The 15,602-nt window shown below is 64.4% G+C and carries 15 protein-coding genes and 1 pseudogene; 9 read left to right on the plus strand and 7 right to left on the minus strand.

Annotated elements, in window-relative coordinates; genetic code table 11:
* Positions 1–13 precede the first annotated feature (13 nt).
* Positions 14–303 (plus strand): annotated as a pseudogene (locus BST12_RS33375) (Rv1352/Rv1906c domain-containing protein).
* Here the strand turns inward: BST12_RS33375 and BST12_RS12615 are convergent.
* Genes BST12_RS12615 through BST12_RS12640 form a run of 6 tightly spaced genes read right to left on the minus strand, consistent with a single transcriptional unit; the run spans position 279 to position 7,228 of the window.
* Positions 279–1,817, minus strand: coding sequence for a class I adenylate-forming enzyme family protein (locus BST12_RS12615; protein WP_083113456.1), 1,539 nt, complete (start codon positions 1,815–1,817; stop codon positions 279–281). The pseudogene BST12_RS33375 and the gene BST12_RS12615 overlap by 25 nt on opposite strands.
* The gene (locus tag BST12_RS12620) at positions 1,810–3,333 is read right to left on the minus strand and encodes a class I adenylate-forming enzyme family protein (RefSeq protein ID WP_083113457.1); all 1,524 of its coding nucleotides are present in this window, start codon (positions 3,331–3,333) and stop codon (positions 1,810–1,812) included. Before BST12_RS12620 ends, BST12_RS12615 begins: the two co-directional genes overlap by 8 nt.
* A complete protein-coding gene (locus BST12_RS12625; RefSeq protein WP_083113458.1) occupies positions 3,323–4,786 on the minus strand; it encodes a class I adenylate-forming enzyme family protein in 1,464 nt (487 codons plus the stop codon). The genes BST12_RS12620 and BST12_RS12625 overlap by 11 nt, the downstream gene beginning before the upstream one ends.
* Positions 4,786–5,568, minus strand: a complete 783-nt coding sequence (locus BST12_RS12630) for an enoyl-CoA hydratase/isomerase family protein (protein ID WP_083113459.1) — start codon at positions 5,566–5,568, stop codon at positions 4,786–4,788. The genes BST12_RS12625 and BST12_RS12630 overlap by 1 nt, the downstream gene beginning before the upstream one ends.
* Complete coding sequence (locus tag BST12_RS12635) at positions 5,559–6,365, minus strand: enoyl-CoA hydratase/isomerase family protein (RefSeq protein ID WP_083113460.1); 807 nt, start codon at positions 6,363–6,365, stop codon at positions 5,559–5,561. Before BST12_RS12635 ends, BST12_RS12630 begins: the two co-directional genes overlap by 10 nt.
* Before the next feature lie 2 nt (positions 6,366–6,367).
* Complete coding sequence (locus BST12_RS12640) at positions 6,368–7,228, minus strand: enoyl-CoA hydratase/isomerase family protein (RefSeq protein ID WP_083113461.1); 861 nt, start codon at positions 7,226–7,228, stop codon at positions 6,368–6,370.
* A 91-nt stretch (positions 7,229–7,319) separates the two neighbouring features.
* Between BST12_RS12640 and BST12_RS12645 the strand changes: the two genes are divergently transcribed.
* Positions 7,320–7,982 carry a hotdog family protein gene (locus BST12_RS12645; protein WP_083113462.1) on the plus strand — a complete coding sequence of 221 codons (663 nt, stop codon included), beginning with the start codon at positions 7,320–7,322 and terminating at the stop codon, positions 7,980–7,982.
* Positions 7,979–8,857 (plus strand): enoyl-CoA hydratase/isomerase family protein, encoded by an 879-nt coding sequence (locus BST12_RS12650; RefSeq protein ID WP_083113463.1) that lies wholly within the window; start codon positions 7,979–7,981, stop codon positions 8,855–8,857. The genes BST12_RS12645 and BST12_RS12650 overlap by 4 nt, the downstream gene beginning before the upstream one ends.
* Before the next feature lie 4 nt (positions 8,858–8,861).
* Here the strand turns inward: BST12_RS12650 and BST12_RS12655 are convergent, their stop codons facing one another.
* Entirely contained in the window at positions 8,862–9,641 is a 780-nt protein-coding gene (locus BST12_RS12655) for a TetR/AcrR family transcriptional regulator (protein WP_083113464.1), read from the minus strand.
* 114 nt (positions 9,642–9,755) lie between these two features.
* Between BST12_RS12655 and BST12_RS12660 the strand changes: the two genes are divergently transcribed.
* The 6 genes from BST12_RS12660 to BST12_RS12685 all read left to right on the plus strand — a co-directional run bounded on the left by BST12_RS12660 (position 9,756) and on the right by BST12_RS12685 (position 15,596).
* Positions 9,756–10,553 (plus strand): SDR family NAD(P)-dependent oxidoreductase, encoded by a 798-nt coding sequence (locus BST12_RS12660; RefSeq protein ID WP_083113465.1) that lies wholly within the window; start codon positions 9,756–9,758, stop codon positions 10,551–10,553.
* 21 nt (positions 10,554–10,574) lie between these two features.
* Complete coding sequence (locus tag BST12_RS12665) at positions 10,575–11,579, plus strand: dihydrodipicolinate synthase family protein (RefSeq protein ID WP_083113466.1); 1,005 nt, start codon at positions 10,575–10,577, stop codon at positions 11,577–11,579.
* A gap of 62 nt (positions 11,580–11,641) precedes the next feature.
* Positions 11,642–11,917, plus strand: a complete 276-nt coding sequence (locus tag BST12_RS12670; RefSeq protein ID WP_083113467.1) for a GlsB/YeaQ/YmgE family stress response membrane protein — start codon at positions 11,642–11,644, stop codon at positions 11,915–11,917.
* A 161-nt stretch (positions 11,918–12,078) separates the two neighbouring features.
* A complete protein-coding gene (locus BST12_RS12675; protein ID WP_083113468.1) occupies positions 12,079–12,921 on the plus strand; it encodes an enoyl-CoA hydratase in 843 nt (280 codons plus the stop codon).
* Positions 12,922–13,046: 125 nt separating this feature from the next.
* Positions 13,047–14,261, plus strand: coding sequence for a CaiB/BaiF CoA transferase family protein (locus tag BST12_RS12680; RefSeq protein ID WP_083113495.1), 1,215 nt, complete (start codon positions 13,047–13,049; stop codon positions 14,259–14,261).
* A 123-nt stretch (positions 14,262–14,384) separates the two neighbouring features.
* Positions 14,385–15,596 carry an amidohydrolase family protein gene (locus BST12_RS12685; RefSeq protein WP_083113469.1) on the plus strand — a complete coding sequence of 404 codons (1,212 nt, stop codon included), beginning with the start codon at positions 14,385–14,387 and terminating at the stop codon, positions 15,594–15,596.
* The last annotated feature ends 6 nt before the right edge of the window (positions 15,597–15,602 follow it).

Genomic DNA, 15,602 nt, shown 5'->3' on the forward strand with positions numbered 1-15,602 from the left:
ACAGGGAGCGCAAATGCGTCTTAGACGTGCGGTTGGTGCCACTGCGGGACTCATCGCCTTCTCGACGGCGATCATCCTGTCTCCGCCGGCGATGGCTGACCCGCTGGACCCGATACCGGGGAACGGAATCTTCATCGTCGGCCCTGACATTGCACCGGGGCTCTTACCTACAGCACACCTGATGCGAATAAAGAGCACGTACTTCAGACGAACATCTCTGTCGGTCCGATGTTCGCCAATGTCAACACCTCCGTGAAGGCTTTCGAATCGCAGAACTGTCAGCCCTGGACGCGGGTGCCATGAGGCCGGTTCGCCTCGATCAACATCTCGCGCAGCCGTCGCATGTCGACCTTGCCCGAGCCAAGGCGGGGGATTTCGCGGTCGGAGTCCAGCAACAACCACACCGTCGGCACCTTGAAGCTGCTCAGCAGCCCGCTTGCCGCCCCGTGCAACTGGTCTGCGTTTCGCGTGCGGCAGATCACCGCCGCGGCCACCCTTTGACCCGAAGCGCCGGGCACATCGGTGACGAAGGCGTTGTCGACGCCGTCGATGGTGCGTAGCGCCCGCTCGACCTCGTCGGGATAGACCGTCGCCCCGCTGACCTTGAACATGTCGTCGCACCGGCCGTGGTAGAAGAGAAAGCCCTCGTCGGTGAGCCGGCCGAGGTCGCCGGTGGGGTAGAAGCCGTCGCTGGTGAACAGGTCTTCGCGGCTGTGGCGGCACATGCCGCGCAGCGTGTGCGGTCCCCGGATCTGGATCATGCCGACGGTTCCGGCCGGAACAGGGACGCCGGTGTCGGTATCGACGATGCGAATTTCCATGCCGGGGAGGGGTTTTCCGCAGCTGCCCCAGGCCGCCGGCGGCATATCCGTATCGGCGGCATAGCCGCAATAGGGGCCGAAAGCCTCCGTCATGCCGAACAGGACCGCGCGTGCCCCGGGCTGCGCCCGCTGCTCGGGTGGCAGCAGCGCTTCGAGGCTGCCGGGCCGCAATGCCGAAAGGTCAACGCTCGCCCGGTGGGGGTGGCGCGCCAGTGCTTCGGCTTGATCGGGCCAGCCGCGAAACAGCGTCACTCGCTCTGCTTCCAGCAGCCGTAGTGTCGTCTCGGGCCGCGGGATTTCCTCGGTCACCAGTGTGGCGCCGGCGAGCAGCGCCGACAGTATTCCGCTGCCAAACCCGCCGACCCAGAAAAATGGCATCGGCAGATACAGCCGGGTGTCTGCGGTGATGCAGCGCGCCGTGAGACTTGATCGCACCGCGCCCAACGCGCTGGCGTGGGAGTGGACGACTCCTTTGGGCGTTCCGCTGCTGCCCGAGGTGAAGATGATGGTCAGCGGGTCGTCTTCGTGAACCGTCTCGGTCATGGCATCGACGATGCGGCGGGCCTGTTCGGCTGCAACCGAATTGGCGAGTCGGCCGACCGGCCACACCGCTGTCAGGGCCGGCAACTCGGCTTGCCGGAGGTCGTCGAGATAGCGGTGCCCGCGGAATTCCTCGACGCTCACCAGGACCTGCACCGCGGCCACCCGCAACTGCGCGATCAGTTCGGCCGGGCGCAACAACGTACTCAACGGAACGAGAACTGCGCCGATACGTGTCAGTGCGATGGCAATCTGCACCCAGCGCGTGCCATTGGGCATGACCAGGCCCACCCTGGTGCCCTTGCCCACTCCGACATCGACGAAAACCGCCGCCAAATCCATGGTGGCCGTGTCGAGTTCGCGGTAGCTGAGCCGCCCGGACGGGTCGATGACCATCGGCTTTCCGCCGTGGCCGGCGGCCTGCGACCGCACCAATCGGTCGATGGTGTCAGGCATCGAAGAGCCTCTTGAGGCGCCGCCTATCGACCTTGCCGCTGGACAACAGCGGTAGCGCCGCACGAGGAAGCGCGACAAATTGCTTCGGGATCTTGTATGCCGACAACTGCGTTTTGAGTCCCGCCCGCAGCGCCCCTTCGTCGAAGGTGTCGGAGCCATCGGGCAGGACGACGACGGCGGCCACCAACTGGCCCCGCTCGGCGTCTGGAATGCCCACCACGTGAGCCGTTGTCCCGAGGTTGGCCAATGCATTTTCGACCTCGGCCGCCGACACGTTAGCGCCCGCGGTCTTGATCATTCCGCTGCGCCGGCCCAGGAAGTACATGAACCCTTCGCCGTCGGCGCGAACCAGATCACCGGTGTGGAACCAGCCGTCTGAGTCGAAGCATTCTTCGCGACTGCGCCCGTAGTACCCCTGCATGACGTAGGGCCCGCGGATGCACAGCTCGCCGCTATCCAGGATCATGGTCTCGAATCCGGGCGCCGGCCTGCCGTAGGACCCGCGTCGCTCTTCGGGTTGGTCGGATTCGTCCTCGCAGATGAGCAGGACGCTGCCGGCTTCGGTCATCCCGAGCATGTTGTGGCGCAGTTCGGGATCCGCCGGCTGGACATCGGGCGCCATGATCGGATAGAGGTTGCCCCGGCGCATCGACGACAGATCGCGTCGGGCGAAGCTGGGATGGTCGGCCAGGTGCGCGATGCCCGCTACGAAACCGTTTGTCATAGTGGGTCTTTCGGATTCAAGCAGGTCAAGTGTCGCGCCGGCATCGGTGGCGTTGGAGCACACCAGGGTGGACCCGGCGATCAGCGTGGCAAGCAGCCCGAACGCGAATCCACCGATCCAGAAGAACGGCGAATTACAGAACAACCTGTCGTCGGCCGTCAATCCGCGGATCGTGTTCAGGTTGCGCTGGTGGCCCAGCAGCGCGGCGTGCGTGTGTACCACGCCCTTGGGTGCGCTCGTGGACCCCGACGTGTACACGATCGCCAGGACGTCGGCGGGGTCGACATCGTCTTCCAAACCTCGCACCTTCGCCGCCTCGGCGGCGTGGCGGTACGGCCGGCTGGCATCGGATGTGACGACGCGGCGCAGTTGCGGTACGGCGGCGCAGAACAGCCGATCCGCGTGGTCGAATTCCGGACCGAGCAACTGCGTTAGCCGCTCTCGATAGTCGTGGGAACGAAAACGGTTCGCGCTCAACAAGATCTGCACGTCGCCGTCGACGAGTTGTTCGCGTAGCTCACGTGTGGTGACGAAGGTGGAGAAGGGGACCACTATCGCGCCGATGCGCGCCGCCGCCAGCATTCCCACCACGAAATCGCTGCCATTGGGATACAGCAGCCCCACCCGGGTGCCCTTGCCGGCCCCAAGCGCGATCAGGCCGCGGGCCAGCTCTGCCGAACGGCGATCGGCCTGGGCGTAGCTGATCCGATCCTCGTCGCACACCAGCAGTGGGTGGCCCGCCCGCGAACGGGCTTGGTGGCGAAGGACTTCGGCAAGCGTGTCACGAGCCATGGTTGGTGGTATCGCTGAAAAAGCTTCGGATGGCGCCCAGGTCGGGCTTGCCGGATGGTGTTCGCGGCATCGCGTCGACGACAACGATATCGGCCGGAATCTCGTAACCCGCCAGGCGTGTTCGCAGATACTCGACCAACTCACCGGTGCCGGTCGACCCGGCTTGACGCAGTTCCACCATGGCCACCGGCGTTTCGCCGAGCCGCTCGTCGTAACGTCCGACAACGGCCGCGCCGGCGACGGCGGGGTGGCCCTCGAGGGCGGTGCGAACGTTGTCGGGCAGCACCTTGAATCCGCCGCGAATGATGGCCTGGTCGGCTCGCCCCACGATCCAGAGAAAGCCGTCGGCGTCGATGCGCGCCATGTCCGTGGTCTGCAGCCAATCCGCCGACGGGCCAAGCTGCCCGGGCCTGAGCTCCAGCCGGCCCACCTGATTCGGCGGTAGGGCGGCGCCGTCATCGTCGACCACCCGCAGTTGCGCGCCGGGATTGGCGCGGCCGACGCTGCCGCGCTTGGCTCGCCAGTACTGCCGGTGGTCGGCAAGCGTCCAACCGGCGACGCCGCCACCGAATTCGGTGGCCGCATAAGAGGTCAGCACCGGGATGCCGTACTTCTGCGTGAAGGCGTCGGCGTCCTCGGCCGACAGCGGCGCGGTGCCGCAGGTGACGGCGCGGATGCCGGCCAGATCGGCTCGGGACAGATCAGAGTGCAATACCGTGCGCAGCGCCGCCGGTACCAGCGACACCGCGCGGGGGCGGTGCTTGCGCACCGCTTGGGTCCAGGCGTTGAGTTCGAATCGTTCCAGCAATACGAATGGCCTGCCCGCCGTGACGCATTGCAGTACCCGAAAAACGCCGCCGATGTGCACCAGCGGCGAATTGACGATCGCTACGCCGCGGCGCAGTTCGGTGGGCGCCGGTGTGTTCCGATAGTCGGCGCCCAGCACGCTGTGCGCCAGCATGTCGTAGCCGAGGCCGATTCGCTTGGGCGGCCCGGTGGTGCCGCTGGTCAGCATCCGCACCGCCACTTCCCAGCGGCCGGGTACCGATACCGCTGCCGGTTCGTCAACGCGGTCGAAGAGCGCCGAAATGGACACCGTAACCCGCCGCGTGGGGCCGGGCGCAGCAGCAGCAAGTGAGGCCAAATCGTCGGATTCGCCGACGATCACCGGCAGCCGCAGCCCGGCGATGTCGGTCCTGGTGCGATCGTCCCCGCGAGCAGGATTGATGGTCACCACAGTTCCGCCGCGCAGCAGCACGCCCAGGAACGCCGCAACATGGGCGGGCCGGTTGCGCAACAGGATTCCGACCTCTGGCTCTTTCGCTTGCGAACCGACATGGCTTGCCGCGACCCGGATCTGGCGCCACGAGAACCATTGGTCGCCATACTCGATCGCGGGTGCATCCGGCTGCAGATCGAGCACCTCGGCGATGCGCCGGCTCAGCGGATGCATCACCGGATCTTCGGTTCACGCGCGGGAGCCTGGCCGGCCGCCAGCTCCGCTATTCCGAGCGGGTTGCCCAACCGGGTATAGATCAGGCCCTGGTCCAGGGCGGCCCGGTAGGGTTTGTCCAAGGATTCCCAGATCGCTTTGACGGTGCCTTGAGTCGCCGACGGGGGCTTGGCCGCGATCGCCGCGGCGATCTCGTGCGCCCGTGCCCATAGCCGTTCGGGTTGAACAACTTCCGAGACCAGACCGATCCGCAGCGCGGTGTCGGCGCAGACCCGCTCGTCGTTGCCCATCAGCGCTATTCGTAGCGTCTCACCCAGCCCGATGCGGCGCATCAGCCCGATCGGCTCCAGCGCGCAAACCAGGCCGGCCGACACGTGCGAATCGAAGAACGTAGCATCCGTCGCGCAGATCACGATGTCGGATTCGTTGAGGAAGTAGAACGCACCCGCGGTGCATATCCCCTGTACGGCACACACCACCGGCTTCCACATCTTCTGCCACTTGGGACTCAGCGATTCGCCGGGATCCTCGTGATTCCAGACGTTTTCGGGCTGACCATAGGGTGCCTTGATATCAAGACCAGCGCTGAACGCGCGGCCGGCCGCCCTCAGGACCACCGCATGAACGGACTCGTCGAGCTTGACGATGCGCCACGCTTGCCCCATCTCCACACACATGGTGCGGTCGAACGCGTTGAGCTGCTCGGGCCGATTCAGCGTGATGGTCGCGACATGGTCCGCGGCATCGACGTCGAGCTGGATCCTGTCGAACTTCACCGGCATTGCCAATCGGGTTGGCGTTTCTCCACAAACGCTTTCGGACCCTCCACTGCATCCTGGGTCCGCAATACGCGTTCGCGAAAGGCCTCGGCGAGCATCTCGGCTTCGTGCAGCGGCAAGTCCAGTCCTTTGAGGATGGCCAGCCGCGTCCCGCGGACCGCCAGCGGCGCATTGGAATTCACAATGCCGGCAATCTCATGGGCCCGCTCCAGCAGGCGGTCGTGCTCGACGATTTCGCTGATCAATCCGAGCTCGAAGGCGCGCTCTGCGCTCATCCGCTCGTGCTTGCCCAGCAGCGCCATGCGCAGCGCGACAGAGCGCGGCAGTACCCGGGCCAGCCGCACCATCTCGCGCCCGGCGACCAGACCGATGCTGACGTGCGGGTCGAAGAAGGTGGCCCGATCGGATGCGATGACGATGTCTGACGTAGTGACCCAGTCCAGTCCGGCGCCACAACACAACCCGTTGACCGCGGTCAGCAGCGGCTTGGCCATTCGGCGAAACGGCGGCGTACCTTCCTGCGGTGCCTCCCACTGTTCGTAGGTCGACAGATAGGGGTGCTCGTAGATCACCTTGCCGTCGCCTGGGATGGCTTTGACGTCGGCTCCCGTGCAAAACGCTCGTCCGGTGCCGGTGACGATGGTCAGCCACACCTGGTCGTCGTTTTCGGCTTCGTCGTAGGCGGCCCGCAATTCCGTGATCATGTGCGGGCTCAGCGCATTGAGCGCATCCGGTCGATTGAGCGTGATGGTGGCCGTATGCCCGTCCACCCCGTAGCTGATGGTGTCGAATCCGGGCATGCTCACCGGCCCTGGAACTTCGGTGTACGCCGCTGCTGAAAGGCCGCCAGGCCCTCTTTGAAATCGCTTGTCCGGCAGGACAGTTCCAAGTTGAACAGCTCCTGGGTCAGGGACTGGCTCAGCGTCGCGTGCTGTCCGAGATGCAGCGCCTGTTTGGCCAGTCCGATCGCAGCCGTCGGCCCGCTGGATAGGCGGGACAACAACTCTTCTATCGTCTCGTCGAGTTGCTGCTCGGCTACGGCTTGGTGAATCAGGCCCCAGTCGGCGGCTTCAGGTGCGTTCACCTTTTCCCCGAGCAGCAGCATCCGCCGGGCGCGGGCCAGGCCGATCAGGCGGGGCAGCAGCCAGGTGGCCCCCGAATCCGGGCTGAACCCACGGTCGACAAAGGGCTCCCAGAAGAGGGCATCGGTGCTTGCAACAGTGAAGTCGGCGGCCAGCGCCAGATTGCAGCCCATGCCCACGGCCCAGCCCTGCACGCCGCACACCACCGGCAATTGGAGGGTGTGCAACAGCTCGATCACGCGATGGGCGGCATGCGGAATACGGCGCACCAGATCCCCGGCGCGCGGACGTTGTCCCTCGCCGCTGTTGGTGGCCACCCAGTCGGCGCCCGCACAGAAGTCCGCGCCCGCACCCCGGATGTGCACAGCGCGCAACGAGTCGTCGGTGGCGGCCTTGGATAGCGTGGCGACGAACGCCTCAATCATCGCTGCAGTCAACGAGTTACGTCGCGACGGGCGATCGAGCGTGATTCGCAGCACCGCGCCATCGCGGCGCGTTGTCACCGAACCCTCGGTCCCGGCCGAGTCGGCCTCGTGACCCACTATCGAATCCGGCCTTTCTGCGCCGATATGGTGACCCATACAGTAGGCAATACGATTGCTACGCTGTATAAGTTAGCAAGGAAACGTTGCCGACGGAATAAGCGGGTGAGACCCGACAAGGAGAGGACATATGTGTCCCAGCTCCGCAGCCAGATTCGGTGAGGCGCCGCTGGCCCAGACCGTCGCCGCCGCCGGTGCCATCCGGCGGCTCAGTTCGCTACTGCTCTCGCTGGAATACCCGCACCCGGCGGTGGACGCGATGCTGGCCCAATTCGGTGCCTGGGAGCGCGAGCTCGCGGCCGCCGCGCCGCCGGATCCTGCCCCGCGGATCGGTGCCCGCGACGACGACGCCCGCCGGGTCTATCTGAACCACGCCACCGACATCGGCGCCTACAACCCGTGCTTTCCCGAGTACCGGTTCGATCGCCTCGATGCCGAACGGGCCGCTGGCCGGGTCACCTTCCCGGTGGTCTACGAAGGGCCGCCGGGACTGGTGCACGGCGGCTTCCTCGGCGTCTTCTTCGACTGCGTAATACAGCATCACAGTTGTCTCACCGGGCTTTCCGGAAAGACGCGCACACTGTCGCTGACATTTCGGCGGCCGACGCCGCTGCTGACCGAACTGCAATTCGACATCGCGCGGTCGCAAACCGAACAGGGTGTCGCGGCGATCGCGCGACTGCTGCTCAACGGCGAAGTGCTCTGCCGGGGTGAGGTCACCACGCTGGCGTCGCAGCCCGAAAAGCTTGCCGGATATCAATTCGGCGCGCGGCGAACGGAGTCCAGCACATGAATACTTCGGACGAGCGAGTGCTTTTCCAGGTTGACCACGAGAAGCGCATCGCCACAATAACTTTGAACAACCCCGAGCAGCGCAACTCCTATGATGCCGCCATGCGCGAGGCCGTTGCCCGCTGTCTGGACCGCGTCGCCGACGACGACGATCTCACCGTGCTGCTGCTGCGTGGGGTAGGTGGCGTGTTCAGCACCGGCGCCGACATGAACAACGCCTACGGTTGGTACGGGGAATCGGAGGCCGCGGGCCAACGGCGCCGTCCCAGCCAGCGTCGCCGACTTACGGTGGACCGCAAGTCATTCAGCTTCTACCACAACTTCATGGGCTTCCCGAAGGTAACGGTCGGTGAGATCGCCGGTTACGCGCTGGGCGGCGGCTTCGAAATCGCTTTGATGACAGACATTTCGGTGATTGCGCGCAACACGAAGATCGGCATGCCGGCCACCCGCTTCCTCGGGCCGGCGCTGGGCAGTCTGCACATGTTCTTTCACCGGTTAGGGCCGGTGCTGGTGCGGCGCCTGCTGCTGACCGGTGACATCATCGAGGCCGGCCAGATCGAGCATCTCGGAATCTTCACTGACACATGCGATCCCGATTCGGTGACCGCCCGCGCCCGGTACTGGGCCGAGAAGGCGGCGAAGATGCCTGCCGACGGCGTCGTCATCGCCAAGGAGGCGTTCCGGTTGGTCGAGCAGAGCCAGGCGTACCAGGGCGAGGAAGTCGCCAGCTATCTGTTCCACGCATTCGGCACCAACCTGCAATTCGCACCGGGGGAGTTCAACTTCGTCAAAACCCGGGCAGAGCATGGAACCAAGGAGGCGTTCCGGCTGCGCGACGAACACTTCCACGTGCCCGAACCCGAAGCGGATTAAGCCATTAACGCTTCGCGGCCGACTTGGCTGGGGCTTTACGCTGGCGGGCCGGCGCCTTGCGGGCAGGCTTCGAGGCGTTTTCGATCAACTGGCCGGCGTGGTCCAGGATGCAGTCGAGACCGTATTCGAAGTTGGTCTCATCGGGGGCGCCGATGCGGTGTCCCTTACCGGTGACCTGCGCGATGAGCGGAGTGGTGTGCGGGTCGATGGCCACCGCGTCCTCGATCGTGCGCGAGCCGTCGTCGGATTGATTCTTTTCGAAGAGCCGGTGCAGCACCACCGATCCGCGCACGTGCAGCGATACCGCGGAATACGTGTCGAAGGCGTCCTCGGGTGAGAGTCCGGCCTCGACCAGGTTGGCGATCGCCCGTTCCATCTCCTGGGCGCCCAGGCGGGCCGCTTTGGGGCTGAGGGCCGCCCGAATCAAAATCAGGTCGCACAGAATTGGGTTGCCCATGAACGTCTTCCGCATCGACCGGGCATGATTGCGCAACGTCTCGCGCCAGTCGCTGGCTTCCACGTACGGGGTGGCGAACACATATTTGCTCAACGCGCGGTCGGTCATCGCGTTGAGCAGATCGTCCTTCTTGCGGAAATACCAGTAGATGCTGGTGACACCGACGCCGAGATGTTTGCCGAGCAACGGCATGCTCAAGTTGTCTATCGAGACTTCTTCGGCGAGTTCGAACGCCCCACTGATGATGTCGTCGGGATTGATGGACCCACGTTCGCGTCGCTGACGCTTCTCCGCGGTTGCCTGCTTTGCCACTACGGGCACCTCCATCAAGATCTATCCTGGTACGCGGTCCGTCAACCTTACCGGGGACCATCGACCGTCTGCTACTGTAACCCCTATCGTAGGCTTTTTTGTAACCCTGCTTGGGACCGAGATTGCGTTATGGATCTAGGGCTGGCGGACGCCGCCACCGTGGTGGTCGGCGGTAGCCGGGGAATGGGGTTGGCCACCGCCCGCTGCCTGGCTGACGAAGGCGCGCGGGTGGCGGTAGTCGGTCGTTCGCAGCCCGCGCTGGACAGTGCGGTCGAGGAGCTGACGACGCGCGGCAGTCCGGATGCGCTAGGTCTGGCCGCGGATATTCGTCAGGGCAGCTCCGTCGACCGGGTTTTCGCCGAGCTCGGCCGGCGATGGAACGGCGAACTCAATGTGCTCGTCAATACCGTCGGGCCGGGAGCTCCGGGCAGCTTCGAAGACCTGACCGACGACCAGTGGCGCGAATCGGTCGAAGACGGCGTGCTGGGCATGGTGCGGTGTGTGCGCTCGGCACTTCCGTTGCTGCGCAACGCGAAATGGGCTCGGGTGGTCAATTTCTCGGCACACTCGACACAGCGGCAAAGTGTCGTGCTGCCGGCCTACACCGCGGCCAAGGCGATGCTGACGAGCGTGTCGAAGAATCTGTCGCTGTTGCTGGCCAAGGACGAGATCCTGGTGAACGTGGTGTCGCCGGGCAGCATCGCATCGGAGTCACTGGTCGGTTGGGCCAACTCGGTCGGCGTCGACGGCAACGACCCGTACGCCTTGATGGACGCCATCGCCAAGCACTTCGGTCACCCGGCACACCTGCCCCGAGCCGGCCTGCCGGACGAAATCGGGCCCGTCGTCGCGTTTCTGGCGTCGCGGCGCAACTCCTACATGACCGGAGCCAACATCAACGTCGACGGCGGTTCGGATTTCACCTGACCCCTGGCGAAGGAGGGCATCATGGCCACGGCAGCTGAGGCCAGGGGATGGGCGCGCGGCGCCCTGCGGGGCATCGGTGACTCGCTGTACACGCCCTTCTGCGGAACCGACGGCGACGACATCGATTGGGACGCATACCGAACGTTGGTGCGCTACTGCGTAGGCGATCTCGGGCACCCGATGTTGTGGTGCACCAGCGGCATAGCCGAATTCTGGGCGCTGACGCTCGACGAACGAAAGCGCCTGTTGGAGGTGGCGATCGACGAGGGCCGTGCCGCAAATCCTGACGTGGTCGTGCAGGCCTGCACCTCTGCCATCACCGCCGAAGATTGCCTGGAGCTGACGCTGCACGCCCAGCGGGCCGGTGCCGACATCGCCTACATCCAGACGCCGATGATGGAGACCCACGGCGGCGAGGGCGTGTTGCGATTCTTCAGATACATCGCCGCACGAACGGACATCGCGTTGGGTATGTTCAATTCTCCGTCGTCGGGCTATGTGTTGACGGCCGCCGAAAGCGCCCGGATCTACGACGAGATCCCCGCGGTGTGTGCCACCAAGGAAGGCGCCTTCCGGCCGCAAAGCAGCCGGTTGCTGCATCAGTTGGCACCCGATCTGGTGCTCTGGGAATGTGACAGGACCGTGTACCGCGCGGGTTGGCTGCGCGATGGAATCGTCTGCCCGGCGCAGTTGGGTACCGCCGGCTATCTCTTCGAAACCCCGCAGCGCAGAATGTTTTCCGAGTACTGGGATCTGGTTCTCAACGACAAACTTCTCGAGGCCATGGACTACGGCCGTGAGTCGGGCCTGGACCAGTTCGACATCGATCTGGGTGGTTGGTGGACTTGCTATCCGGGCCGATCGGACTACTTCACCCATTGGGGCGGTGCGTTCAAGTACGCGGCTTCGCTGCTGGGTCTGCCGATAGGTGCTTATCCGCATTCGCGGCCACCGCAGGCGGAGTTACCGCCGGAGGCCAAGATGCAGATGGAGAATGCATATCGCCGAATCGGGCTTGTCGATTAAGAGGATTACCGGAACCCGTCGGCGGGCATACGCCAGATACTCGACGGCGGAAGGAATGCGAAATGCTCACCTTGGGTGTCATCGGCTGGATCATCATCGGCGGCCTGGCCGGCTGGATCGGAAGCAAGATCATGGGAACCGATGCGCAGATGGGCCTGGTACTCAATGTCGTGGTCGGCATCGTAGGCGGTTTGATCGGCGGGTTCCTGCTGCGTGGCTTCGGCGTCGACGTAGCCGGTGGCGGCCTGTTGTTCTCTTTCTTGACGTGCTTGCTGGGTTCGATCGTTCTACTGGGACTCGTCAGGCTCGTTGTGCATCGCCGACACGTGCACCGCTAGGCCTGTCTCGGCGGAGTTGCGTTCCGCCGGACCGAGATTCGCCGAATCGGATCGGGTTGCACTCGCCCGGGCGACAGTTGTGGAAGGCTGTACCGAGAGGTATACAGTACGGGTGCAGACGTACCCGTGATGCGCGGCCAGTCAAGCCCGAGGAGTTGCCGATGAGCAACAACAACGCACCCGAGACTGAACCGGCCGTGCTTTTTGAGGCCACGGCCAGCGGCGTCGGCATCGTCACCCTCAACCGTCCCGACCGACTCAATTCCTGGGGGCCCGATATGGCGCCCCCCTTCTATGCGGCCGTTGACTGCGCCGAAAACGACCCGGCCATCCGGGTGATCGTGCTGACCGGCCGGGGCCGGGCGTTCTGCGCCGGGGCCCATTTGGGTTCGTCGGGTGCTGGTGCAGACGTCGGCGATTCGCTGGATAAGGCCGGCGGCAAGAGCGTGGCGGATCTGGTCGGCGACCGTCCGCCGCATTTCCTGACCGAGTTGCGCAAACCTGTCATAGCAGCGATTAACGGTGCCTGCGTCGGCATTGGTTTGACTCAGGCGTTGATGTGTGACGTTCGGTTCGCCGCGGCCGGTGCCAAGTTTGCCGCGGTGTTCGCTCGCCGGGGATTGATCGCCGAGTTCGGCATCTCCTGGATATTGCCGCGTCTGACCGGTTGGGGAGTTGCGCTCGACGTGTTGCTCAGCGGACGTACCTTTCTGGCTGACGAAGCAGCGCGGCTCGGCATCGTCAAGGAAGTCGTGGCGCCCGAAAACCTGATGAACCGTGTCATGGAGTACGCCGAGGACATCGCCCAAAACTGTTCTCCGGCTGCATTGTCGGTGATTAAGCGACAGGCCTATCGCGATGCCGGCCACGATGTCGTGGCGGCCACCGCCGAGGCCGAAGCGCTGATGTGGCAGGGGCTGCCGCGGCCCGACGTCGTCGAGGGGATAGTGAGTTTTCTGCAGAAGCGGCCGCCGCAATTCCCGTCGCTGGATTCCGCGCCGTAGTAGAACACTATGGCGGACTCGGCTGCCAGGTACCCTGCGGCAGCGCGCGTACTGTAAACACGACAGTAGGCACGTTGCGAAATTCAGCCGTCGGCGTCTTGGAGTGGTTTCACGTGGTCAAGGTGATGGAGGGCTTCCGGGTCCTAGAGGTCGCACAGTTCACATTCGTCCCCGCAGCCGGCGCCATAATGGCCGACTGGGGCGCCGACGTCATCAAGGTCGAACATCCGGTTCGAGGCGACACCCAGCGGGGCTTCCTGCACATGGGCGGTTTCCACCTCAACCCCGACCGGCATCCGCTCATTGAGCACCCCAACCGCGGCAAGCGCAGCGTCGGCATTGACGTGTCAACGCCGGGGGGCCAGGAAGTGCTCTACGAACTCGCGAAAAGTTCCGACGTGTTTCTCACCAATTACTTGCCGTCGGCGCGTCAGAAGAACAGGTTCGACGTGCAGCATATTCGTGCGGTGAACCCGAGCATCGTCTACGCGCGTGGCAGCGCGTACGGGGACAAGGGACCCGAGCGCGACGTCGGCGGTTATGACGGGACGGCGTTTTGGACGCGGAGCGGCATCGGTCACTGCCTGACCCCGCCAGAACTGGGTGCGCCACTAAGTCAAGGCATTCCGGCCTTCGGTGACTCCATCGGCGGGATGAACATCGCCGGCGGCATCGCCGCGGCGCTGCTTCATCGCGAGCGCACCGGTGAAGCCCTCGATGTGGACGTATCGCTGCTGAGCACGGCGTGGTGGGCGGCCGGCGCGACCATGGCACAGGCCATGGATACCGGTGAAGTTATGCGGGTGGCGATGCCGAAATCCGGTGGCTCAGAATTCAATCCGTTTCTGGGCAACTTCCAGACCTCCGACGCCGGCACCATCAACTTGTGCATCGTGAGCCCGACCGGGTATATCCGCGACACCTTCGAACACCTCGGCATCGCCGCGGCCGCAGCCGATCCTCGGTTCGCGACCGCTCCTACGCTGATGGAAAACGCCGAAGCTGCAAGCGATTTGATCGCGCGGGCCATTGCGGGCAAGCCATTCGAGTATTGGCGTCAACACCTCAAGACGATGAAGGGGCAATGGGCGCCGTTTCAGAGCCCCATGGACCTCGGCGTTGACGAGCAGGCCATTGCCAACGACATGATCGTCGAACTGGAGGCCGCCGACGGGGGAGTGCCGTTCAAGGTCGTCCGCGGGCCCGTGCAATTCAACCAGGAGCCGCTGGCAACCACGCGGGCCCCGCAGGCGTCCGAGCACACCGAACTGGTGTTGACGGAACTGGGCATGGACTGGGACCGCATCGAAGAGCTGAAGAACTCCGGCGCCATCGCGTAGTCCAGCACAACCCGACTGACCAGGCGTTTTACCGATCTCACGCGCGCGTGGCCCGCTTTGTAGAAAGCTGTACCGATAGGTATACAGTATCTACTACGCGCCTATTTTGAGAGGACGTCCACCATGACCACGTTGGACTACCGGGCGATTGACGTCGACAACCACTACTACGAACCGATCGACTCGTTCACTCGGCACCTGCCCAAGGAATTCAAGCGCCGCGGCGTGCAGATGCTGCATGATGGCAAGCGCACCTGGGCGGTCATCGGCGAGCGGATCAATCAGTTCGTCCCCAACCCGACCTTCGACCCCATCATCGAGCCCGGCTGTCTAGATCTGCTGTTTCGGGGCGAGATCCCCGAGGGGGTCGACCCGGCATCGCTGATGAAGGTCGATCGGCTGGAGAATCATCCCGAATACCAGAACCGGAATGCCCGGGTGCAGGTCATGGACACCCAGAACCTCGAAATGGTGTTCATGTTGCCCACGTTCGCGTGTGGGGTCGAGGAGGCGCTCAAGCATGACATCGACGCCACCATCGCCTCGATCCACGCCTTCAACCTGTGGCTCGATGAGGACTGGGGCTTCGACCGGCCCGATCACCGAATGATTTCGGCACCAATCATTTCGCTGGCCGACCCGGACAGGGCCGTCGACGAGGTCGATTTTGTGTTGGGCAGGGGCGCAAGGCTGGTGCTGGTACGCCCGGCGCCGGTGCCAGGACGGGTCAAGCCGCGCTCACTGGGTGACCCTGTGCACGATCCGGTCTGGGAGCGGCTGGCAGACGCCGGTGTCCCCGTCGGCTTCCATCTCAGTGACAGCGGGTACCTCGCGATCAACGCGCTGTGGGGCGGCAAGGGCACGTTTGAAGGATTCGGCAAGAAGGATCCGCTCGACCAAGTCCTGTTGGACGATCGGGCAATTCACGACGCAATGGCATCGATGATCGTTCATCAGGTCTTCACCCGGCATCCCAAGCTCAAGGTCGTCAGCATCGAGAACGGCTCGTATTTCGTCTACCGGCTGATCAAGCGGCTGAAGAAGGCTGCCAACACTGCCCCGCATCACTTCAAGGAGGATCCGGTGGCGCAACTGCGGAACAACGTCTGGATCGCGCCCTACTACGAGGACGACGTCAAGCTGCTCGCCGAAACCATAGGCGTGGAAAAGATCCTGTTCGGCTCGGACTGGCCGCATGGTGAGGGACTTGCCGATCCGATGTCTTTCGTCGCCGATATTCCGCAGTTTCCTGAGTTCAGCGCCGAGGACACCCGAAAAGTCATGCGCGACAACGCACTCGACCTGCTCGGTGCCAATCTCCCAGTGATGGTGTAGCGCGCC

Origin of the sequence: Mycobacterium angelicum (assembly GCF_002086155.1) — a bacterium.
Taxonomy (GTDB): domain Bacteria; phylum Actinomycetota; class Actinomycetes; order Mycobacteriales; family Mycobacteriaceae; genus Mycobacterium; species Mycobacterium angelicum.

Bases quoted from the DNA above. Each gene is read 5' to 3' on its own strand.
- BST12_RS12665 (WP_083113466.1), top strand. From the start codon at position 10,575: ATGGCCACGGCAGCTGAGGCCAGGGGATGGGCGCGCGGCGCCCTGCGG.
- BST12_RS12685 (WP_083113469.1), top strand. From the start codon at position 14,385: ATGACCACGTTGGACTACCGGGCGATTGACGTCGACAACCACTACTAC.
- BST12_RS12680 (WP_083113495.1), top strand. From the start codon at position 13,047: ATGGAGGGCTTCCGGGTCCTAGAGGTCGCACAGTTCACATTCGTCCCC.
- BST12_RS12645 (WP_083113462.1), top strand. From the start codon at position 7,320: ATGTGTCCCAGCTCCGCAGCCAGATTCGGTGAGGCGCCGCTGGCCCAG.
- BST12_RS12625 (WP_083113458.1), bottom strand. From the start codon at position 4,786: ATGCATCCGCTGAGCCGGCGCATCGCCGAGGTGCTCGATCTGCAGCCG.
- BST12_RS12675 (WP_083113468.1), top strand. From the start codon at position 12,079: ATGAGCAACAACAACGCACCCGAGACTGAACCGGCCGTGCTTTTTGAG.
- BST12_RS12635 (WP_083113460.1), bottom strand. From the start codon at position 6,365: ATGCCCGGATTCGACACCATCAGCTACGGGGTGGACGGGCATACGGCC.
- BST12_RS12655 (WP_083113464.1), bottom strand. From the start codon at position 9,641: ATGGAGGTGCCCGTAGTGGCAAAGCAGGCAACCGCGGAGAAGCGTCAG.
- BST12_RS12650 (WP_083113463.1), top strand. From the start codon at position 7,979: ATGAATACTTCGGACGAGCGAGTGCTTTTCCAGGTTGACCACGAGAAG.
- BST12_RS12630 (WP_083113459.1), bottom strand. From the start codon at position 5,568: ATGCCGGTGAAGTTCGACAGGATCCAGCTCGACGTCGATGCCGCGGAC.
- BST12_RS12660 (WP_083113465.1), top strand. From the start codon at position 9,756: ATGGATCTAGGGCTGGCGGACGCCGCCACCGTGGTGGTCGGCGGTAGC.
- BST12_RS12615 (WP_083113456.1), bottom strand. From the start codon at position 1,817: ATGCCTGACACCATCGACCGATTGGTGCGGTCGCAGGCCGCCGGCCAC.
- BST12_RS12640 (WP_083113461.1), bottom strand. From the start codon at position 7,228: ATGGGTCACCATATCGGCGCAGAAAGGCCGGATTCGATAGTGGGTCAC.
- BST12_RS12670 (WP_083113467.1), top strand. From the start codon at position 11,642: ATGCTCACCTTGGGTGTCATCGGCTGGATCATCATCGGCGGCCTGGCC.
- BST12_RS12620 (WP_083113457.1), bottom strand. From the start codon at position 3,333: ATGGCTCGTGACACGCTTGCCGAAGTCCTTCGCCACCAAGCCCGTTCG.